Here is a 20,587-nt window from a genome sequence, read left to right as displayed (position 1 = left end):
GAGTTCATACTGGTCGTGGCCCGCACCGGGCCCGCCGTTCCCCGAGCGGCGACACGGGAGGGAGCAGGATCACCGCGTGAGCCGATGGAGCCTCGCTCGGCAGTTCTTCCTGGTGCAACTCGTCGTCACGCTCGCCCTGTCGGTGTCCCTCTCCGTGATCCTCTACGTCGACGCCGAGAGGGGCGCGAACGCCTCCGCCGCCGAACGCATGCTGGCGGTCTCCACCGCCATCGCACTGGAACCGGATGTCCTCAGGGCCGTCGAGGGGCCGGATCCCACGGCTGACCTCCAGCCGTACGCCGTGGCGGTCATGGACGAACTCGGCATCGACTTCATCACCATCATGGGGACCGATCGCACGCGTTTCACCCATCGCAACCCGGAGCAGATCGGGAAGCCGTACATCGGGTCGGTCGCCGAGGCGCTCGCCGGCGGCACCCACACCGAGACCTACGCGGGGACGCTCGGGCCGTCCATCAGGTCCATCGTGCCCGTGAGGGACGGGGACGGGACCGTTCGGGCCATGGTGGCTGCGGGCATCACGGTGGACCGTGCGGCGATCGCCCGCAACGCGCAGCTGCCGCTGGTCGCCGCTATCGCGCTGGGCGCACTCGGGCTCGGAGCCCTGGTCTCCTTCCTCCTGAGCAGGCGCCTGCGGGATGCGACCCTCGGCATGGGGCCGGCCGAACTCTCGCGCACCTTCGTGTTCTACGACTCGGTGCTGCACTCCGTCCGCGAGGGCCTGCTACTCACCGATGCCTCGGGTCGGCTGGTGCTCTACAACGACCAGGCCGCCCGTCTGCTCGGCCTCGACGGCAGCCAGGAGCCCGTACCGGCCTCGCAGCTCGCCGTGACGCCGTCGCTCCGTGAGCTGCTGTCCACGGGGAGGCGCGCACACGACGAGGTGCACCTCACGGAGGACCGCGTACTCGTCGTCAACCAGGAGCCCGCGGTCCCACCGGGGCCGGCGCGACGGGGCCGCTCGGAACCGGGGCCGCTCGGCACCGTGACCACGCTCCGTGACCACACGGAGATCGAGGCGCTCACCGGTCAGGTCGAGACGATGCGCACACTGACGGACGCGCTGCGCTCGCAGACCCACGAGCACGCGAACCGCATGCACACCATCGTGTCGCTGGTCGAGCTCGGCAGGAGCGCCGAGGCCCTGGACTTCGCCACGCGCGATCTGCAGCAGTCCCAGCGCCTCACGGACGAGGTGGTGGAGGCGATCGACGAGCCCTTCATCGCGGCACTGCTGCTCGGGAAGGCAGCCCAGGCGAACGAGCGCGGCGTCAGGTTCGTCCCGGAGATCGCCGACGACGCCGGCGCGGGCTCCTTCAATCCGGTGGACCTCGTGACGATCATCGGCAACCTGCTCGACAACGCCTTCGACGAGGCGGCGGCCTCCGACGAACCGCGTGTGGTGCTGACCGTCGCGCGTGACGCTCCCGCGTCGTCCGAGGGGTCGGCCCGCCTCCTCATCGTCGTGGAGGACAGCGGGAACGGTCTGCCCGACTCCGAGAAGGCGAGGGTGTTCGACTTCGGCTACAGCACCAAGGACCCGCACAGTGCGGGTACGGGAGCGGGGCGCGGTATCGGCCTGGCCCTCGTACGCCAGGCCGTCCAGCGGTTCGAGGGCTCGCTCGAGGTGTCGGACACGGACGACGGCGGCGCGCGCTTCTCGGTCCGGCTCCCCTACCCGGTGAGCACCGCGGACGCGTCGGACGCCGCGCACCCCGACCGGACGGGTGCGCGTGCCACCCTCGGCTCCGGCGCGCACGCCGGCGCGCACGTCGATTCGAATGCCATCGCAGATGACGCGATCCGGACCCCGGACGGTCGTGACCGACCATGAGCGTCATCCGCGTCCTCGTGGTGGAGGACGATCCGATTGCCGCGGACGCCCACGCCGAGTACGTCCGGCGCCTCGAGGGGTTCGAGCTCGCCGGTGTCGCCCGGAGCGGGGCCGAGCTCGCGGCCTTCCTGCATCTCGCGGGGGACGCCGCGGGCAGGGCGGACACGACGGTGGACCTCATGCTCCTCGACATGAACCTGCCGGACGCCCACGGACTCGACATCATCCGCAGGGTGCGCGGGCTCGGCCTCCCCGTGGACATCATCGCGATCACCGCCGTGCGGGATCTCCACGTGGTCCGGTCCGCGATCTCCTCGGGGATCGTCCAGTACCTGATCAAGCCGTTCACCTACTCGGCGTTCAGCGAGAAGCTCGGCGCCTACCAGGACTTCCGGCGGAACCTCGTGGAGCAGGCGACCGCCACCACCCAGGCCGAGGTGGACCAGGCGTTCGCGTCCCTCAGGACGCTCACCGCGCCATCCCTGCCGAAGGGTCTGTCCGCGGAGACCCTGCGCGCGGTGTCCGCGCTCCTCAAGGGACGCTCGTCACCGACCTCCGCGATCGAGGTCTCGGAGGCGCTGTCCATGTCCCGGGTCACGGCCCGGCGCTACCTCGAGCACCTGGCCGACCAGCAGTCCGTCCTGAGGACACCGCGCTACGGGACGCGCGGGCGGCCCGAGTTCGAGTACAGCTGGGCGCGGCGACCCGGGGAAGGGTAGCCGGGGGCCGGGCCTTCCCCCGCGCAGCTCGGACGAGCGAAGGACTCAGTCGCCGGTCACGTCCGTCCTCGGTCGCAGCAGGGGCGCCAGCGCCTCCAGCACGGACGGGTCCTCGATGGTCGAGGGCACCGCGTAGTCCTCCCCCGCCGCCATCTGACGCATGGTCTTCCGGAGGATCTTGCCGGACCGCGTCTTCGGCAGCGCGTCGACCACGGTCGCGGACCGGAAGTCGGCGACAGGACCGATGGTCGTGCGGACCAGGTGGACGAGCTCCGCCTGGAGGGCCGTGCCGTCGAGGGTCACCCCGGCCTTCAGGACCACGTAGCCGCTGGCGCGCTGTCCCTTGAGAGCGTCCTTGAGCCCGAGGACCGCGCACTCGGCGACCGCTGGGTGCTGGGCGATCACCTGCTCGATCGCGCCCGTGGAGAGCCGGTGCCCGGCCACGTTGATGACGTCGTCGGTCCGTCCCATCACGAACACGTAGCCGTCCTCGTCGATGTAGCCGGAGTCGCCGCTCGAGTAGAACCCGTCGAACGCCCGGAGGTAGGAGTCCCGGTAGCGCTCGTCACTGCCCCACAGCGTCATCAGCGTTCCCGGGGGCAGCGGCAGGCGCAGGGCGATACTGCCCTCCGCCCCCGGCGGCAGCGGTTCCCCTGCCTCGTCGAGGACGACGACGTCGAACCCCGGGGACGGCAGCGACGGCGATCCCGGCTTCAGCGGCACCCCGCCGAGGCCCCGCGGGTTGGCGCAGATCGGCCAGCCCGTCTCGGTCTGCCACCAGTTGTCCACCACGGGCACGCCGAGCACGTCCCCGATCCACGCGGACGTCCCGGTGTCGAGCCGCTCCCCCGCCGAGAAGACGGACTCGAGGGAGGAGAGGTCGTGGCTGCGCAGGCGGGCACCCTCCGGGTCCGCCCTCCGAATGGCCCTGAGGGCGGTCGGTGCGGTGAACAGCGCCTTCACGCGGTACTGCTCGATCAGCCTGCCGAACACGCCCGCGTCGGGCGTGCCGACGGGCTTGCCCTCGTACAGGACCGTCGTCGCCCCCACCAGAAGGGGCCCGTAGACGATGTAGGAGTGGCCCACGACCCACCCGACGTCGGAGGCCGTGAGCATGGTGTCGCCCGGGCCGATGCCGTAGATGGCCCGCATCGACCACGACAGCGCCACGGCGTGGCCCCCGTTGTCGCGCACCACGCCCTTCGGTGAACCGGTGGTCCCGGACGTGTAGAGGATGTACAGCGGATCAGTCGCCGCCACGTCCACGGGCGCGGCGGGGTGGGCGCGGGAGACGGCCTCGTCCCAGTCGACCCAGGTGCCCTCCTGCTCGATCCCGTGATCGAACCCGTCCCGGTGCTTCACCACCACGGGCGTGCCGGCGCTTCCCGCGAGCGCGAGGGCCTCGCGGACGGCCGGCAGGTACTCGACGCGCCGTCCGGGTTCGAGCCCACCGGTCGCGGTCACCACCGCCGAGGGGCGGGCGTCGCGGATGCGCGCGGCGAGTTCGGCGGGAGCGAACCCTCCGAACACCACGGAGTGGACGGCCCCGAGGCGGGCGGTGGCCAGCATGGCGATGACGGCCTCGGGGATCATCGGCAGGTACACGAGGACGCGAGCCCCCTTCCCGACGCCGAGTCCGGCCAGGACGCCGGCGAAGACCGCCACCTCGTCCCGGAGTTCCGCGTAGGAGTAGCTGCGGGAGACGTCGAGCATCGCGGAATCGTAGACGAGGGCCGTCCGCTCCCCGTGACCGGCGTCCACGTGCCGGTCCAGCGCGTTGTGGCTCGTGTTGAGGCTCGCACCCGGGAACCACCGGTGAAGCGGGGCGGACGAGTCGTCGAGCGCGCTCGCCGGCGGTGTCACCCAGTCGACGGAGCCTGCGGCGTCCAGCCAGAACCGCTCGGGTTCCGCCAGGCTGGCGGCATGCAGGCTCACGTACTTCTCGTACCCGTTCGCGGCTGTGTTCCCGGCACTGTTCCCGGCACTGTTCACTGCTGCAGCCATGATCGCCCTCCCTCGCGCGGTGGGGGAACGGTATCACAGCGCCCGCGGACCGGGATCGCGCTGTGTATACAGAGCAGGCGTCGAACGCCGGTCTGGATGACCCCTGCTGGCCATCCGTGCGGGACCTGTATACATTGGGGTCGGTTCGCGCCCTCATGCGGTGGTGGTGTCGGGAGAAAGGAAGGCTCGGTTTGCGCGCAAGTGATCGCGCCTACGGCCTTCTCCGCGCCGACATCGTGGAGTGGCGGCTCGCCCCGGGCGACCTCCTGGCCGAGGTCGAGCAGTCCGCCCGGCTCGGCGTCTCCCGCACACCGCTCCGCGAAGCGCTGTCCCGTCTCGTCGCCGAAGGTCTCGCCGCCCCCCATGCCGGCCGGGGCGTCGTCGTCTCCGCCATCTCACTGGATGCCGTCGCCGATCTGTTCGACGTGCGCCTGCCGCTCGAGTGCGCCGCGGTGCGCCTGGCCGCATCGCGCGGACCGGCCGACGTCTTCGCAGCGCTGGCCATGGAGTTCGAGGCCGCCGCACACGCGCTCGCGACGGACGGACGGCACGAGGACTACTACCCCCTCGTCGCCCGGCTGGACCAGGGCATCGACGACGCCGCGGGCAACACCTATCTCCTGCAGGCGCAGAAGCCGATCCGCACGCACCTCGCGCGGGTACGCAGACTCGCCCGGGACAATCCTGCCCGGCTCCTGGCCTCCGCGCGCGAGCACGAGCAGGTGGCCCTCGCGATCGCGTCGGGCAACGCCGACCTCGCCGAGGCCTCCATGCGCGTCCACCTGCACAACAGCCTCCATCACCTCCTTGCGCAGTCACCGGTCGACGCCGGTCACTCACCGGCCCCGCCGTCGCCTCGGACAGGGACGCCCGCGAGGAACCCACCGGGATCCGCCCCATCGCTCGTCCCCTCAGCCGTCCCGGCCCATCGCCCTGCCCACCGCCCAGCCCCTCCCACCGCGTCCCCGAAGGAACACCATGGTTGATCTGCACCCCGTCCGCGTCCACCGTAGCGAGGAGAACCTCCCGACGACCGGCCAGCTCGCGTGGAAGATCGCGGAGGTGGCCACGGACCCGGTGGACGTCACCGCGGACGTCACCGCCATGGTCATCAACCGCATCATCGACAACGCATCCGTCGCCATCGCCTCCCTCACGCGGGCACCCGTCGTGGCCGCGCGCGCCCAGGCGCTCAGCCACCCCGTGTCCGCGAACGGCGCGGGGGCCTCCGTCTTCGGCGTGGACACCCCGGTCTCGGCGGAATGGGCCGCCTGGGCCAACGGCGTCGCGGTCCGGGAGCTCGACTACCACGACACCTTCCTCGCCGCCGACTACTCGCACCCCGGCGACAACATCCCGCCGATCCTCGCCGCGGCGCAGCACACCGGCGCCTCCGGACGCGATCTCGTCCGCGCGATCGCCACCGGGTACGAGATCCAGGTGGACCTCGTGAAGGCCATCTGCCTCCACGAGCACAAGATCGACCACGTGGCGCATCTCGGCCCGTCCGCAGCAGCCGGGATCGGCACACTCCTCGGTCTCGCACCCGACGTCGTCTTCCATGCGGTCGGTCAGGCCCTGCACACGACGACGGCGACTCGACAGTCTCGCAAGGGCGAGATCTCGACGTGGAAGGCGCACGCACCGGCCTTCGCGGGCAAGATGGCCGTCGAGTCCGTGGACCGGGCCATGCGCGGGCAGACCTCGCCCACACCCATCTACGAGGGTGAGGACGGCGTCATCGCCTGGCTGCTCGACGGTCCGGACGCGGCGTACGAGGTGCCGCTCCCCGCTCGCGGGGAGGCCAAGCGGGCCATCCTCGACACCTACACGAAGGAGCACTCCGCCGAGTACCAGGCGCAGGCCTGGATCGACCTCGCGCGACGGCTGCACGGCGACCACCCCGAGGTGATCGACCCCGCGAACGTCGCCTCGATCGTCATCCACACGTCGCACCACACCCACTACGTGATCGGCTCCGGGGCCAACGACCCCCAGAAGTACGATCCGACGGCCTCCCGCGAGACCCTCGACCACTCCATCCCGTACATCTTCACGGTGGCGCTGCAGGACGGGCGCTGGCACCACGAGGACTCCTACGCCCCGGAGAGGGCAGCACGCCCGGACACCGTGTCGCTGTGGCACAAGGTCACCACCGTGGAGGACCAGGAGTGGACCCGGCGGTACCACTCCCTCGACATCGCCGAGAAGGCCTTCGGCGGCCGCGTCGAGATCACGCTGACGGACGGCACCGTCATCACCGACGAGATCGCCGTCGCGGACGCCCACCCGCTCGGGGCGCGGCCCTTCGCCCGCGCCGACTACATCGCCAAGCTGCGCATGCTCGCCGCAGGGATCATCGAGGACGCCGAGCTCGACCGCTTCCTCGCCGCCGTCGAGTCATTGCCCGATCTACCTGCCGGGTCGCTCGGGCAGCTGAACGTGGTCGCCCGCCCCGGCCTCCTCGATGCGGCCGCCGCGCCGCAGGGACTCCTGTAGGAGGGGCCGTGCTGTACTCGGACGTCACACCCTCGCAGAAGCGCCGCGCTCTCCGGGACGGGCTCGCCTCCGGGCGTCTCCAGCAGTTCCCGGGAGCCTTCAATCCCCTGTCCGCACGCCTCATCGGTGACAAGGGCTTCGACGGCGTCTACATCTCCGGCGCGGTCATCGCCGCCGATCTCGGATTGCCCGACATCGGCCTCACCACCCTGACCGAAGTGGCGCAGCGGGCGGGCCAGATCGCCCGCATGACGGACCTCCCCTGCATCGTCGACGCCGACACCGGCTTCGGCGAGCCCATGAACGTGGCGCGCAGCGTCCAGGAACTCGAGAACTCCGGCCTCGCCGGGTGCCACATCGAGGACCAGTTCAACCCCAAGCGGTGCGGCCACCTCGACGGCAAGAACGTCGTCGACCTCGACACGGCGGTCAAGCGGGTGCGGGCAGCCGCGGACGCACGCCGCGACCCCGACTTCCTGATCATGGCCCGGACCGACATGCGGGGCACGGACACGCTCCGGGCCACGCAGGAGCGCGCCCGCGCGCTCGTGGACGCCGGCGCCGATGCAATCTTCCCCGAGGCCATGCGCAGTCTGGAGGAGTTCGCCGCCATCCGCGACGCGGTGGACGTGCCGATCCTGGCCAACATGACCGAGTTCGGGAAGAGCGAGCTCTTCACGGTGGACCAGCTGCAGGGCGTCGGCGTGAGCATCGTCATCTACCCGGTGACCCTGCTCCGCAGTGCGATGAGCGCCGCCGAGCGTACGCTGGACTCGATCCGGGCGCACGGCACGCAGCAGCCGGCCGTGGAGCAGATGCAGACACGCAGCCGGCTGTACGAGCTCGTGGACTACGAGGGCTACAACCGCTTCGACTCGTCCGTGTTCAACTTCGAGGTACCGGGCGGCGCGTCCGCCGCCCCGCCTGCACCCGCAGGTCAAGATGCACAGGAGGAGCGATCATGACAGAGCCGCAGATCTACAAGGGCCTCGCGGGTGTGGTCGTGGACCACACCGCCATCTCGAAGGTGAATCCGGAGTCCAACTCCCTGCTGTACCGGGGATATCCCGTGCAGGAGCTGGCCGGGCACCGCGACATGGAGGACGTCGCCCATCTGCTCTGGCACGGTGAACTGCCGGACGCCGCCCAGCGCCGCGAGTTCGACGCCTTCGAGCGCGCGCACCGTGCCCTGCCCGAGGAGGTCGTCGCTGCCATCGACCTCCTCCCGCTGACGGCGCACCCGATGGACGTCGCCCGCACGGCCGTCTCCGTGATGGGCGCGCGTCATCCGCTGGCGGCCGACAACTCGGTCGAGGCGAACATGGAGAAGGCGGCCACGCTGTTCGCCGCCTTCCCCGCCGTCGTCGCCTACGACCAGCGGCGCCGCCGCGGCCAAACCCTCGTCGAGCCGCGCGACGACCTCGGGTACTCCGCCAACTTCCTGTGGATGACATTCGGCGAGGAAGCCCCCGCCGAGGTGATCCACGCGTTCGACGTCTCGATGGTCCTCTATGCCGAGCACTCCTTCAACGCCTCCACCTTCACCGCGAGGGTCATCACCTCCACGCTCGCCGATCTCCACTCGGCGGTCACCGGGGCCATCGGCGCACTCAAGGGTGCCCTGCACGGCGGAGCGAACGAAGCCGTCATGCACACCTTCGAGGAGATCGGCATCCGGGAGGACGAGAGCGCGGAGGACGCCGCGGCCCGGGCGAAGGCCTGGATGGAGGACGCCCTTGCGCAGAAGAAGAAGGTGATGGGCTTCGGACACCGCGTGTACAAGAGCGGCGACTCACGCGTGCCCACCATGAAGAAGGCCCTCGACGCGATGGTCGCGTACTACGGACGCAGCGAGATCCTCGGCCTGTACTCGGGGCTCGAGACCGCCATGGACGAGGCGAAGGGCATCAAGCCGAACCTCGACTACCCCGCCGGGCCGACCTACCACCTCATGGGCTTCGACACCGAGATGTTCACGCCGCTCTTCATCGCCGCGCGCATCACGGGGTGGACGGCACACGTCATGGAGCAGGCCGCTTCGAACGCGCTGATCCGCCCGCTGAGCCTCTACAACGGTCCCGAGGAGCGGCACGTCCCCTGACGGATTCCCGCTGCGGCGGCCCCACCGGGCTGCCGCGGCGTGAATCAGGAGAGGACGGCCTCCGCCACGGCTTCGTTGTCCTCCGCCATGACGATGCGCGCGTCGATCATGGCGCCCTCGAGCAGCCGGGGTAGCCAGTGAGGCGCGTCCTGCCACATCGCCTGCCACGGGATGGAGCCGACGGGGTACCAGCGGGGCTCGATCTCCTCGCAGGGCACCGGTTCGACGTCGCCCACGTCCGCAGTGAAGAGGGACGCAGCCATGTTCCAGCCCGGCTGGGCAGGGAAGGCCCAGCGGATTCGACCGGCGGACCGCACCGACGACGGCGGCAGCTCGAGGGCTGTCTCCTCGCGCACCTCGCGGACTGCAGCGTCGAGGTCCGACTCCGCGCCGTCGATCTTGCCGCCGATCGCCACGACCCGTCCGGTACCGAAGCCGGTGAGCTTGAGCCCGAGCAGCACGTCCCGGGAGCTGCCGACGGAACGGAAGATGAAGCACAGGACCACGCGTCGGTAGGTGACGCCGTCGAGCATCACCCATTCGCCCGAGGTCTCGGGAGACGTATCGCGAGGTTCGGGGTGCTCAGGCACGGGCCCTCGGATGCGCGGCGGCGTAGACCTCGCGCAGCGTGTCGGCCGTGACGAGCGTGTACACCTGCGTGGTGGTGACGGACGCATGCCCGAGGAGTTCCTGCACCACCCGGACGTCGGCCCCGCCCTCGAGGAGGTGCGTCGCGAAGGAGTGGCGGAGCGTGTGCGGCGAGACGTCGCGCGTCACCTGCGCCCGCTCGGTCGCCGACTTGAGGATGCTCCAGGCGCTCTGTCGGCTGAGCCTCCCACCCCGCATGTTGAGGAAGAGGGCGGGTCCGCCGGCTCCCGAGGCCGCGAGGGTGGGCCGGCCGCGCACCAGGTAGGCGTCCACCGCGCGAGCCGCGTAGGAGCCGACGGGCACGAGCCGCTCCTTGGACCCCTTCCCCAGCAGCCGGACGACGGCGGGGCCATCGACCGAAGCACTGACGGAGACGTCGTCGACGTCGAGACCCACGGCCTCGCTGATCCTCGCTCCCGTGGAATACAGGAACTCGAGGAGCGCTCGGTCTCGCAGGCCGGGCGGTGTGGAGGTGTCGACGGATTCGAGGATCCGGACGACGTCCGCCACGGGGATGGCCTTCGGCAGCCGCTTCCCCGTCATGGGTGGGTGCACGTCCCTTGCGGGATCACCCGGGGTGATGCCCTCCAGGGCCCAGAACCTGTGCAGTCCGCGGACGGAGACGACGGTCCGGGCTGCGGACCGCGGGCTGAGGGGAGCCAGCCCGTCGTCACCGGAGACGACGGCCTGCGCGAAGGCGGACACGTCGTGCCGCGTGATGCGCTGCACCTCGTCGACACCGCGATCCACGAGGAAGGCCTGGTACCGGCGGAGGTCCCGCCGGTACGCGGCCAGCGTGTTGACGGACAAGCCGCGCTCCACGGACATGTGCTGCAGGTAGTCCCGCACGAGCTCGGCCACGGGACCATCCGGTTGCTGCGGCTGGGCGCGCGGACCGGCCGCCTGCTCCGCACCGGCGTGCGAACCGTCGGACGGTAGCGATTGAGCGCGCGGACGGTCGGACTGCTCCGCCTCGACGTGCTGGGCGCTCACCGACGGTTCGTCGACTCGCTGCTCGTCGGCTGGATACCCGTCGGTCCCATACCCGTCCGCGCTCGGCGATGCCCCAGGCACGGCGGTCAGGTCCCGAGGACTGCGCCGTGCGGCCAGGTGGAGTGCTGGCTCGGATGCTCCGGCCAGGGGGCGAGAGCTGGCCGAAGGTCCACGAAGCCGTTCTCGCGTGCCACACGCACCGCGAGGATCGCGGCGACAGCGGACGGGCTGTGGATGCGGCCCTCGAGCACCGCGGCAACCGCGGCGTCCAGGTCCACCCATGCGAGTTCGATCTCGGCTTCCTCGTGGGTGCGGGTGTGACGGTCGGCCTCGGGTACCTCGCCGATCCCCCGGGCAAGGTAGACGCGAAGCGCCTCGGAGGACGAACCCGGCGAGAGGAAGAGGTCCACGAGGACGTCCCACTGCCGCGCCGTGAGGTCGGCTTCCTCGGCGAGCTCACGGGCGGCGGCGTCCACGAAGTCCTCGCCCTCCTCGTCGAGCAGACCCGCCGGGATCTCCCATAGGGCCATCCGCACCGGGTGGCGGTACTGGCGCAGGAGGAGCACCCGGCCGTCGTCGTCCAGCACGAGGACCGCCACGGCACCCGGGTGGCGGATGAAGTCCCGTGTGATGGTCTCGCCGTCCTCCGTGAGCGTGAACCGCTCGCTCACGACGTCCCACACGCGCCCCTCGTAGACGGTGGAGGTGCCGAGCAGCCTCCGGGGACTCTGCTCGTCACCGAAGCCGGACTCGCTGAACGAGGTCACATCAGACCTTCGTGGTCCGGCGCCCGAGAGCGGCCTTCACGAGACCGGCGAACAGCGGGTGCGGACGCGTGGGACGCGAGCTGAGCTCCGGGTGTGCCTGCGTGGAGACGTAGTACGGGTGCACGTCCTTCGGCAACTCGGCGAACTCCACCAGCTTTCCGTCCGTCGTCGTGCCGGAGAACACGAGACCGGCGTCCGAGAGCTGCTGGCGGTACTCGTTGTTCACCTCGTAGCGGTGGCGGTGGCGTTCGAAGACCGTCGTGCGGCCGTAGGTCCCCGCGATGACGGAGCCCTCCTGGAGCTTCGCCTCCCAGCGGCCGAGGCGCATGGTCCCGCCCATGTCGCCGTCGCCGGCGACGATCTCGAGCTGCTCGGCCATGGTCGCGATGACGGGGAACTCGGTGTCCGGCTCGAACTCGCTCGACGACGCGCCGACCAGTCCGACGACGTTCCGTGCGTACTCGATGACCATGCACTGCAGTCCGAGGCACAGTCCGAGGGTCGGGATCTTGTTCTCCCGTGCGTAGGTGAGGGCGCCCAGCTTGCCCTCGAGTCCGCGGATACCGAACCCTCCCGGGATGCAGACGGCATCGACGCCGGCGAGCGCCTTCTTCGCCCCCTCGGGAGTGCTGCACTCGTCGGAGGGCACCCACTTGATGGTCACCTTCGCCTGGTTGGCGAATCCGCCGGCACGCAGGGCCTCGGTCACGGACAGATAGGCGTCGGGGAGGTCGATGTACTTGCCCACGAGGGCAACCTCGACCTGGTGCTTCGGGTTGTGGACGGCGTCGAGAAGCTTGTTCCACTTCGTCCAGTTGACGTCCTTGAACTTCAGGTCGAGGGCCTGGACGATGTACGCGTCGAGCCCCTGCGCGTGCAGGGTCTTCGGGATGTCGTAGATGCTCGCGGCATCGGCGGCGTTCACCACGGCGTCGATGTCGACGTCGCACATGCGGCCGATCTTCTCGCGCATGGCTGCCGGGACCTCGCGGTCCGAGCGGATCACGATGGCGTCCGGCTGGATACCGATGGAACGCAGCATCGCGACGGAGTGCTGCGTCGGCTTGGTCTTCAGTTCCTGCGAGGGGCCGATGTAGGGCACGAGGGAGACGTGCAGGAAGAACACGTTGTTCCTGCCGACGTCCTGACGGACCTGACGCGCCGACTCCAGGAACGGCTGGGACTCGATGTCGCCGACCGTCCCGCCGATCTCCGTGATGATGACGTCGGGCACCTTCTTGCCTGCGGACGGCTCCGCGGGCAGACGCATGCGGCGCTTGATCTCGTCGGTGATGTGCGGGATGACCTGAACGGTGTCGCCGAGGTACTCACCCCTGCGCTCCTTGGCGATGACCGTCGAGTAGACCTGACCGGTGGTCACGTTGGCCGAGCCGTCGAGGTTCTCGTCGAGGAACCGCTCGTAGTGCCCGATGTCGAGATCCGTCTCGGCGCCGTCGTCGGTGACGAAGACCTCGCCATGCTGGAAGGGATTCATCGTGCCGGGATCCACGTTCAGATAGGGATCCAGCTTCTGCATCGTGACGGAGAGGCCGCGCGCCCTCAGGAGGTGACCCAGGCTGGATGCCGTCAGTCCCTTGCCGAGTGAGGAGGCCACGCCGCCAGTCACGAAGATGTGCTTGGTCGTTGCGGGTTTCAGGAACCGGGAGTTTATTTGCTGCGCCACGGAGTTCAAGGCTATCACCGAGCGGACGTGCGGGCGGCATCCGCGAGGAGTTCCTCCGCATGTGCACGCGCTGACGCCGAGTCCTCCTGGCCTGCGAGCATCCTCGCGAGCTCCCGCACCCGCTCGTCGTCGGGCAGGACCTCCACGTCGCTGGCCGTGAAGCCGCCACCGTCGCCGTCCCGTGTGACGTTCTTCGTGACCCTGATGTGACGCGCCGCGAAGGCGGCGACCTGCGGCAGGTGCGTCACGACGATGACCTGGACGTGCTCGGCCAGCATCGCCAGGCGGCGTCCGATCTCCACGGCGGCCTTGCCGCCCACCCCGGCGTCGACCTCGTCGAACACGAAGGTGGGCACGGGATCCACCGCGGCGAGCACCACCTCGATGGCCAGCATCACGCGCGAGAGCTCACCGCCCGAGGCGCCCTTGCCGAGAGCCCTCGGCCCCGAACCGGGATGCGGCTGCAGCAGGAAGGCGATGTCGTCGGCGCCGTGGACGGTCAGGGACTCCGCCGGGGTCACCTCGATCAGGAGGCGTGCGTCCGGCATCGCGAGGGCGGTCAACTCGTCGCTGACCTGCTGGGCGAGGTTCTCCGCCGCCGTGCGGCGCAGGGTCGAGAGGTCCTGCCCGAGCTGGTGGACCCGGCTGTCGAGATCGGCGATCACGTCGTCGAGCTCCTCCACCCGGGAGGAGTCGCTGCTGAGCTCGAGGAGTCGCTTGACAGCGTCCTCCTGCCAGGCCAGCACGTCGTCGATCGTGGGAGCGTACTTCCTCACCAGGACGGACAGCGCGGCACGGCGGGACTCCACCTCCTCGAGCCTGCCCGCCCCCTCTCCGTCCAGCGACGCGCCGTAGCCCGCCAGTTCGGCAGAGATGTCGGCGAGGAGGTAGCCCACCTCGGCGAGCCGCTCCGCGAGCTTCCCGAGATCGGGGTCGTGCTCCGCGACGGCCTCGAGCTGGCGCTTCGCCTCGTCCGTGAGCGACACCGCGTCGGCGCCGGCGCCGATGTCGTCGGAGACGAGTGCCTGGTGGGCCAGGAGGGCCGCGGTCCGCAGCTCCTCGACGTTGCCGAGGCGCATGGATTCCGTCTTGAGCGCGACGTCCTCCCCCGGCTGCGGTTCGAGCTCCCCGATCTCGGTGAGCGCCGCCTCGAGGCCCTCGGCCTCGCGCAACCGCTCGCGCGCCTCACCTTGGAGGCGCTCCCGCTCGGCGAGGGCGTCACGCCACGCACGGAAGGTCGAGCCGTACTCCCGGAGGGCGGCCTCGACCGGCTCGCCGCCGAACTTGTCGAGCGCCTGCCGCTGGGCCGGTGCGCCCTTCAGGCGCAGCTGGTCGGACTGTCCGTGAACGACGACGAGCTCGTCCCCGAGTTCGGCGAGGACACCCACGGGTGCTGCCCGGCCGCCCACGAAGGCCCGGCTGCGGCCCTCGCTCGTCACGGTGCGGGCGAGGATGAGTTCCGCGACGCCGTCGTGCTCCTCGAGCGCGGCTCCTGCGTCGGCAGCCCTCAGCGCCGCAGCGCTGCCGGGGTCCAGACGCAGCACGGCTTCGGCCGAGGCCGACTTCGCCCCGAGGCGGACGGCACCGGCGTCGGAGCGGGCACCACGGAGCAGACCGAGGGCGGTGATGACCATCGTCTTGCCGGCGCCCGTCTCCCCGGTCACGACCGTCAGTCCCGGGCCGAGGCTGAGCGTGGCGTCGGTGATGACGCCGAGGTCCCTGATGCGCATCTCCTCGATCATGAACTCGCCCCGTCCGGATCCGTCGACGGATCAGCGTGCTTCGTCGGATCGGCGTGCCGCACCGGGTCCTGGTGCGTCACGGGCCCGCGCCAGCCCTGCACGGGAAGTTCGAACTTCCGCACGAGCCTCTCGGAGAACGGCGTCTGGCGGGTCCGTGCGAGGCGGACCGGGTGGTCCGACCGGCGAACCTCCACGCGCGCACCGGACGGCAGGTCGATGCTGCGGCGGCCGTCGCACCAGAGCACACCGGAGGCGTCGGTCCGGGTGAGGAGCTCGACGGCGAGCAGCGAGGTGGGCGCGACGACGAGAGGTTTGGCGAACAGGGCGTGGGCGCTGATCGGGACCATGAGCAGGGCTTCGACCTCCGGCCACACCACGGGCCCGCTGGCCGAGAAGGCATAGGCCGTGGATCCCGTCGGGGTCGCCAGCACCACGCCGTCGCACCCGAACGCGCTGACGGGACGGCCGTCGACCTCCATGACCACCTCGATCATGCGCTCCCGGTTGGCCTTCTCGATCGCTGCTTCGTTGAGCGCCCAGCTACTGCCCAGGAGCGTGTCCCCCAGCCAGACCAGGACCTCGATGGTGGTGCGTTCCTCCACCGTGTAGTCGCGGTCCGCCACCCACCGCACGGTCTCCTCGAGGTCAGCGCGCTCGCTCTCGGCGAGAAACCCGACGTGACCGAGGTTGACGCCGAGCAGTGGCACGTCGGCATCGCGGACCAGTTCGGCGGCACGCAGGATGGTGCCGTCGCCGCCGAGCACCATGACGAGCTCGACGTCGTCGAGGTGCACGTCCTCGCCGAGCACCTCTGCGGGCGCGGCGAGGACGCCGTACTCACGCTGGATATCGGCGAGCTCGTCAGCGCTCACCACGGGCTGCAGCCCGAGGTCGTGCAGGCGCGTGCACGCCTCCTGCGCGGCCACCATCGCTTCGCGTCGACCGGTGTGCGCGAGCACGAGAATGCGTCTACTCATGAAGCTCCGTCTGATTGGTCGGGCGGGACGGACGCGGAAACAGGCCGCTCTCCTCGAGCGACTGGTCCGCCATCCGGTCCAGCTCCTCCTCGATCCTAGGCACCATCGCGTCCGAGGGCATCTTTATCCACACGAAGTACTCGACGTTGCCGTCCTGACCGGGGAGTTCGCTCCGGGCGACCCCGCCGATCGCGGTACCGAGCCCGAGGGCGGTCCTCAGGACGCCGACGACGGCGCGTCGCCGTGCGTCGTCGTCCGTCACCACGCCGAGGCGGTTGAGCGCACCTCGCCCCACCTCGAACTGCGGCTTGACCAGGAGGAGCAGGTTCCCACCGGCCCGCGTGGCTCCGACGAGCGCGGCCACAACCAGCCGGAGTGAGATGAAGGACAGGTCGGCGACGGTGAGGTCCACCTGGCCGCCGATCTGCTGTGGCTCGAGGTGGCGGACGTTCATCCCCTCGAAGACCTGCACGCGGGGGTCCTCCCGGACCTGCTGCACCAGCTGCCCGTGCCCGACGTCGACCGCCGCGACCTCCCGCGCACCCCGTCGGAGCAGCACGTCCGTGAATCCTCCCGTGGATGCGCCGGCATCCAGGCACCGGGCTCCCGCGGGGTCCACCGCGGAGAAGGCACGCAACGCACCGTCGAGCTTCGTGCCCGCACGGCTGACGAAGTCCTCGCCCAGCCCATCGACCAGGACGTCGTCGAGCGGGCGGACGGTAGCGGACGCCTTGACGGTCACCGCACCGCCCACCGTGACGCGACCCGCGGCGATGAGCTGGGCCGCCTGGGAACGGGAGCGCGCGAGACCGCGGGTCACCAGCTCCTGGTCAAGACGCGCCATGGTCTCCTGCCCCACGGAGCGCCCGCTCCGGGGCGAGCTCCCCGCTCAGGCGATCATGGACCTCCTGCAGGAGAGAGGCGTGCCCCCCCACGGGCGTGCGCCCGAGGGCGTCCAGCGCCGAGGCGATGCGATCGACGTGAGGGTCCCCGCTCGACCACGCGGCGTCCTCCGGTTCGTCCGTCACCGCTGCGCACCCTCCACGACCGTCGTCGGTGCCGCAACATCCGCGGGCTCCACGCGACCGGTGCCGGTCGGTTCGGCGGGGGCAGTCGCTGCGCGATCACCCGATCCCCCGCCGCCGAAAGCGACGCCGTGCGTGTTCGCTGTGTTCGCCCCGACCGGCGGCGTGAAACGCACATCGGGCTCGGAAGCCGTGTCGGTCGTCGGGTACGCCTCCCACCATGCGGCGCAGGCGGCTCGCCAGCTGTCGACGTCCTCCTCGGAGCCGACGACGTCGATCGACGTACCGTCCACCGTCGCCGAGGACCGTCCGCAGGAGAAGGTGCCGTCGGCCGAGGTGACCCGGGGGTACGCCTGGTACAGCTCCGCCAGCGAGCTGATGAGGAACACGGGGCGCTGATCGCTCGACGCAGCAAGTGCCGTCCGCACCGTGTCGATGCCCGTCAGCACGAGGGCCGTGGTCATGCCGGCCCTGTTCCCGCCGAGGATGTCCGTGTCCAGGCGATCGCCGACCACGAGGGCGCGGTCCACTCCCGCATGACGGGCGGCGGTCCTGAACAGGGCGGCTTCAGGCTTCCCGGCGACCAGCGGCGTCCGCTTCGTCGCTGCAGCCACAGCTCCGACGAGCGTGCCGTTCCCGGGCGCGATGCCCCGTTCCTGTGGGATGGACATGTCGGTGTTGGTCGCGACCCACACGGCTCCGGCGGCTACGGCGTAGGCCGCCTCGGCGAGGTCCTTCCAGCCGAGATGCGGCGAGAACCCCTGGATGACGGCGTCCGGTCGGTCCTCGGCCGACCCGACGACGGTGAGTCCCTGCGCCCGCACGGCTTCGGCCAACGTCTCGCTGCCGACGACGAGCACCGATGCTCCAGCGGCGACCTCGCCGGCGAGCAGCTCGGCGCCGGCCAGCGCGGACCCGAAGACCTGCTCGGCCGTGGCCGGCGCACCGAGTTCACGCAGGTGTGCCGCCACCTGCTCCGACGATCGGGAGGCATTGTTCGTCACGTAGGCCAGGCTCTTGCCCTCGGTCGCCAGTCGCTCGAGAGCGTCGGTCGCTCCAGGAATCGCTCGGGGCCCCGCGTAGACGACGCCATCCAGGTCGGTGAGCACGCCGTCGAAGGCGTCGATCAGGCGCGGGCCCGTGGGCTGCGTGTTCATTCGGCGCTCTCCTGATCAGTTGTCCGCGTGCTGTCGGCCGAGCGTCGTGGTGCGACGGGGTCCATGGTGAACAGCATCTCGGACTGCTCCGGCTGCTGCTCGTCCTGCTCAGCATCGACCTCAGCATCGTCGTCTGCTGGATTTCCCTCGTCGAGAACGACATCACCACTGCTCGCGGGTGCTCCGTCGTCCTCTGCGTCAGCTGCCGACTCTGCGCTGTCGGCAGGGTCACCTTCGCCGGTCGGACCAGAGAGAAGATCCGTCACTGCACCGTCATCCGCCGCGCCGTCAGTATCGAGCCGAACCTGATGCTCCACGTCCTGCTGCTGTATGTCGTCGCGCACTGCGTCCTGGTGCTCCATGACGTCCTGACGCACCCCGTCCTCGAGTTCCGGGGCCTGAAGAGACTCGGCAACGGCCTGCGGCGCAGCGCTCTCGGCGTCCTGCGCCGTCGTTCCACTCGTGGACCCGCCGCTCATCTCCGCAGTGTGGGTCCCAAGTAGATCCGACACCTTGGGTACCGGCTCGGCTACGACCTCATAGTCGTCCCCGAGGTCGATGATGTCCGTTTCGGTGTCGTCGTCGTTGCCGAGGGCTCGATCTGCGACGTCGGCTTGCCTGCGCCACCGCCCTGACTCGCTGGACCGCCCCGCGGCGTCGAGCGCGTCTGCATAGGCGCGGAACAGGCGTGGGCTGTAGGAGAAAGCCTTGTGCAGATCCAGCTGCGGAATCTCCAGCGCGGAGACTGCAGCGTCGAACTGACCGAGGTCGGCCCGCGCGCCGCTCACCACCATCGCCAACTCGACGGTGCCCGCGACGTCCAAGGACGCAGCCTCGTCGGTGCGCGCGAGATCGAGTGCCCGATCGGGCCGACCGAGACCCCGCTCGCAATCCGCCATCACCGGCAGATGCACGTTCGATCCGCTGATACGCCGGAACGTCCTGAATTCGCGGAGAGCCTCGCCGTAGTGACCAGCCGCATAGGCGGTGAGACCCACGGCCTCGCGCACAGCGGCAAGGCGACCACCTCGCCGACTCGCCGCAAGGGCATGCTGAAAGGCCAACTCCGGATCGAGATCGATCAACCGGCCTGCCATGACGAGGTGCTTCGCAACCCAGAGAGCGCTCCGCTCCTCGAGATTACGGATCTGGGCGCGGGTCACCCGATCGAGTTCATCGCCCTTGACGTCCTCATCGATCTCCGGTGACCGTTCCCGGTCCGGGCGGTTGGCACTGCGCAGGTCGCGTGCGTTGGGAACGCGAGGGCCGGCCGAGGGCGCAGCTGGACGGTTCGGTCCGCGACGATCATCGGAGCGCCGATCAGCACCGCCTGCTCGGTCCTGGCGGTCGGTCGGACGCCGGAATGGCGTGGTCCTGTCGGAGGAACGCCCGTCGGGAGACCGCCGTCCTTCACGTGCGCGGTCACCATAGGAGGGGCGGTCCGGTCGCGCGCCCGAACCACCGGACGGACGATCGGCGCGCGCATCGGTGCGACCGAAGCGTCCGTGCTTGTCCGCGGAGCCGGAGGCCGAACCGCCGCGCGACGCCGAGCCGCGCAGCTGAGCACCCCGGTCCTGATCACCACGGCGGTCGCCTCCTGTAGCGCCGCGCGTACCGGCGCGGTCGACTCCCGAAGTGCCGCGCGTACCTGCGCGATCGCCTCCTGAAGTGCCGCGGGGGCCTGCCTTGCCGTCGGCCCCACGATTGCCGCGTGCGAAGGGGGCCTTATGGTCGGGTGACGCATGTTGATCCCTGGAATCGGACCGTGGCGCCGACGCACGCTCCGACCGCACGCTCCGGTCCCGCCCGGCATCGCTCGGACCACGTCCCTCAGCGGCTTCGGTGGTACCTGTGCCTCGTCCTGATACATCCCCGCCATCGGCCGAAAAGCCCTCGGTGCGCGACGCGCGTGTCGCTTCTCCCCTGGTTCCGGTGTCCGCAGAGGCGCGGTCCGACCGGTCCGACGACGCATCGTCCCGAGTACCGGACGCGCCGCTCACGGGGGCGGAGGGAGCCGCCTGGGCCTTGGTCTTCGAGCCCCAAGCGTGTCGACGGGCGGGAGGCGTCCTCACCTGCTCCTCGTCACGGCTCCCCTGAGAGCCGGATGCGGCCCCGCGATCCTCGTTCCGTCCAGAGTCGTGCTCCTGATCGGCCATGGTTGCGGCGTCCTCTCGTCGAATGCCGGCAGAAGGAAGCCGACGCGTCTCTATTGTTCTTTATGTACTGCTCTTCAATGGAACCACGAGAGCCACTCATGATTCCTGCCCCACGTTGCTTCCCGCCCGGCGCGGGTGCTGGTCCGTGTTGAGGGGGTGTTGGGGGGGTTAATGGGGTGAGGCCCCGCACCTGGTGGTGTGGGGCCTCAGCCTTGAGTGTTGTCCGGCGGTGTCCTACTCTCCCACACTCTCTCGGGTGC

The 20,587-nt window shown here is 70.3% G+C and carries 16 protein-coding genes; 6 read left to right on the top strand and 10 right to left on the bottom strand.

Annotation, left to right across the window (positions count from 1 at the left end; translation table 11 throughout):
• Window positions 1–76: 76 nt before the first annotated feature.
• Both AC4D16_RS00080 and AC4D16_RS00075 read left to right on the top strand, forming a co-directional pair.
• On the top strand, window positions 77–1,855 hold the full coding sequence (locus tag AC4D16_RS00080) for a sensor histidine kinase (protein ID WP_490953523.1): 1,779 nt from the start codon (window positions 77–79) through the stop codon (window positions 1,853–1,855).
• Entirely contained in the window at window positions 1,852–2,574 is a 723-nt protein-coding gene (locus AC4D16_RS00075; protein WP_490949469.1) for a response regulator, read from the top strand. The genes AC4D16_RS00080 and AC4D16_RS00075 overlap by 4 nt, the downstream gene beginning before the upstream one ends.
• 45 nt (window positions 2,575–2,619) lie before the next feature.
• On the opposite strand, the gene AC4D16_RS00070 is transcribed toward AC4D16_RS00075, so the two are convergent.
• On the bottom strand, window positions 2,620–4,578 hold the full coding sequence (locus tag AC4D16_RS00070) for an AMP-binding protein (RefSeq protein ID WP_490953522.1): 1,959 nt from the start codon (window positions 4,576–4,578) through the stop codon (window positions 2,620–2,622).
• A gap of 191 nt (window positions 4,579–4,769) precedes the next feature.
• Between AC4D16_RS00070 and AC4D16_RS00065 the strand changes: the two genes are divergently transcribed.
• Genes AC4D16_RS00065 through AC4D16_RS00050 form a run of 4 tightly spaced genes read left to right on the top strand, consistent with a single transcriptional unit; the run spans window position 4,770 to window position 9,178 of the window.
• Window positions 4,770–5,564 carry a GntR family transcriptional regulator gene (locus AC4D16_RS00065; RefSeq protein ID WP_490953521.1) on the top strand — a complete coding sequence of 265 codons (795 nt, stop codon included), beginning with the start codon at window positions 4,770–4,772 and terminating at the stop codon, window positions 5,562–5,564.
• Window positions 5,557–7,077: an MmgE/PrpD family protein gene (locus AC4D16_RS00060; protein WP_490953520.1), complete on the top strand. Its 1,521-nt coding sequence runs from the start codon at window positions 5,557–5,559 to the stop codon at window positions 7,075–7,077. The genes AC4D16_RS00065 and AC4D16_RS00060 overlap by 8 nt, the downstream gene beginning before the upstream one ends.
• Before the next feature lie 8 nt (window positions 7,078–7,085).
• A complete protein-coding gene (gene prpB, locus AC4D16_RS00055) occupies window positions 7,086–8,042 on the top strand; it encodes a methylisocitrate lyase (protein WP_490953519.1) in 957 nt (318 codons plus the stop codon).
• The gene (locus tag AC4D16_RS00050) at window positions 8,039–9,178 is read left to right on the top strand and encodes a bifunctional 2-methylcitrate synthase/citrate synthase (RefSeq protein ID WP_490953518.1); all 1,140 of its coding nucleotides are present in this window, start codon (window positions 8,039–8,041) and stop codon (window positions 9,176–9,178) included. The genes prpB and AC4D16_RS00050 overlap by 4 nt, the downstream gene beginning before the upstream one ends.
• Before the next feature lie 44 nt (window positions 9,179–9,222).
• Here AC4D16_RS00050 and AC4D16_RS00045 read toward each other — a convergent pair whose 3' ends face one another.
• From AC4D16_RS00045 to AC4D16_RS00005, 9 genes are all read right to left on the bottom strand, one after another.
• A complete protein-coding gene (locus AC4D16_RS00045; protein WP_490953517.1) occupies window positions 9,223–9,768 on the bottom strand; it encodes an 8-oxo-dGTP diphosphatase in 546 nt (181 codons plus the stop codon).
• On the bottom strand, window positions 9,761–10,687 hold the full coding sequence (gene xerD / locus AC4D16_RS00040) for a site-specific tyrosine recombinase XerD (RefSeq protein ID WP_490954633.1): 927 nt from the start codon (window positions 10,685–10,687) through the stop codon (window positions 9,761–9,763). The genes AC4D16_RS00045 and xerD overlap by 8 nt, the downstream gene beginning before the upstream one ends.
• A gap of 218 nt (window positions 10,688–10,905) precedes the next feature.
• Entirely contained in the window at window positions 10,906–11,586 is a 681-nt protein-coding gene (locus AC4D16_RS00035; RefSeq protein ID WP_490949476.1) for an NUDIX domain-containing protein, read from the bottom strand.
• Window position 11,587: 1 nt separating this feature from the next.
• On the bottom strand, window positions 11,588–13,288 hold the full coding sequence (pyrG, locus tag AC4D16_RS00030; protein WP_490949477.1) for a CTP synthase: 1,701 nt from the start codon (window positions 13,286–13,288) through the stop codon (window positions 11,588–11,590).
• A complete protein-coding gene (gene recN / locus AC4D16_RS00025; protein WP_490953516.1) occupies window positions 13,285–15,012 on the bottom strand; it encodes a DNA repair protein RecN in 1,728 nt (575 codons plus the stop codon). The genes pyrG and recN overlap by 4 nt, the downstream gene beginning before the upstream one ends.
• A complete protein-coding gene (locus AC4D16_RS00020; RefSeq protein ID WP_490953515.1) occupies window positions 15,009–15,989 on the bottom strand; it encodes an NAD kinase in 981 nt (326 codons plus the stop codon). The genes recN and AC4D16_RS00020 overlap by 4 nt, the downstream gene beginning before the upstream one ends.
• Window positions 15,982–16,833, bottom strand: coding sequence for a TlyA family RNA methyltransferase (locus AC4D16_RS00015; protein WP_490949480.1), 852 nt, complete (start codon window positions 16,831–16,833; stop codon window positions 15,982–15,984). Before AC4D16_RS00015 ends, AC4D16_RS00020 begins: the two co-directional genes overlap by 8 nt.
• Before the next feature lie 180 nt (window positions 16,834–17,013).
• Window positions 17,014–18,171: an HAD-IIA family hydrolase gene (locus tag AC4D16_RS00010; RefSeq protein ID WP_490953514.1), complete on the bottom strand. Its 1,158-nt coding sequence runs from the start codon at window positions 18,169–18,171 to the stop codon at window positions 17,014–17,016.
• Entirely contained in the window at window positions 18,168–19,334 is a 1,167-nt protein-coding gene (locus AC4D16_RS00005; protein ID WP_490953513.1) for a hypothetical protein, read from the bottom strand. The genes AC4D16_RS00010 and AC4D16_RS00005 overlap by 4 nt, the downstream gene beginning before the upstream one ends.
• Window positions 19,335–20,587: the final 1,253 nt, after the last annotated feature.

The sequence above is a fragment of the Arthrobacter sp. TJ-236 genome (assembly GCF_058269235.1).
Note: the sequence above shows the minus strand (reverse complement) of the source record. Positions and strands in the feature narration are given on the sequence as shown.

Coding starts and splice junctions, on each gene's coding strand:
- AC4D16_RS00060 (WP_490953520.1), top strand. CDS start 5,557: ATGGTTGATCTGCACCCCGTCCGCGTCCACCGTAGCGAGGAGAACCTC.
- AC4D16_RS00070 (WP_490953522.1), bottom strand. CDS start 4,578: ATGGCTGCAGCAGTGAACAGTGCCGGGAACAGTGCCGGGAACACAGCC.
- recN (WP_490953516.1), bottom strand. CDS start 15,012: ATGATCGAGGAGATGCGCATCAGGGACCTCGGCGTCATCACCGACGCC.
- AC4D16_RS00020 (WP_490953515.1), bottom strand. CDS start 15,989: ATGAGTAGACGCATTCTCGTGCTCGCGCACACCGGTCGACGCGAAGCG.
- AC4D16_RS00010 (WP_490953514.1), bottom strand. CDS start 18,171: ATGAACACGCAGCCCACGGGCCCGCGCCTGATCGACGCCTTCGACGGC.
- AC4D16_RS00075 (WP_490949469.1), top strand. CDS start 1,852: ATGAGCGTCATCCGCGTCCTCGTGGTGGAGGACGATCCGATTGCCGCG.
- AC4D16_RS00050 (WP_490953518.1), top strand. CDS start 8,039: ATGACAGAGCCGCAGATCTACAAGGGCCTCGCGGGTGTGGTCGTGGAC.
- AC4D16_RS00015 (WP_490949480.1), bottom strand. CDS start 16,833: ATGGCGCGTCTTGACCAGGAGCTGGTGACCCGCGGTCTCGCGCGCTCC.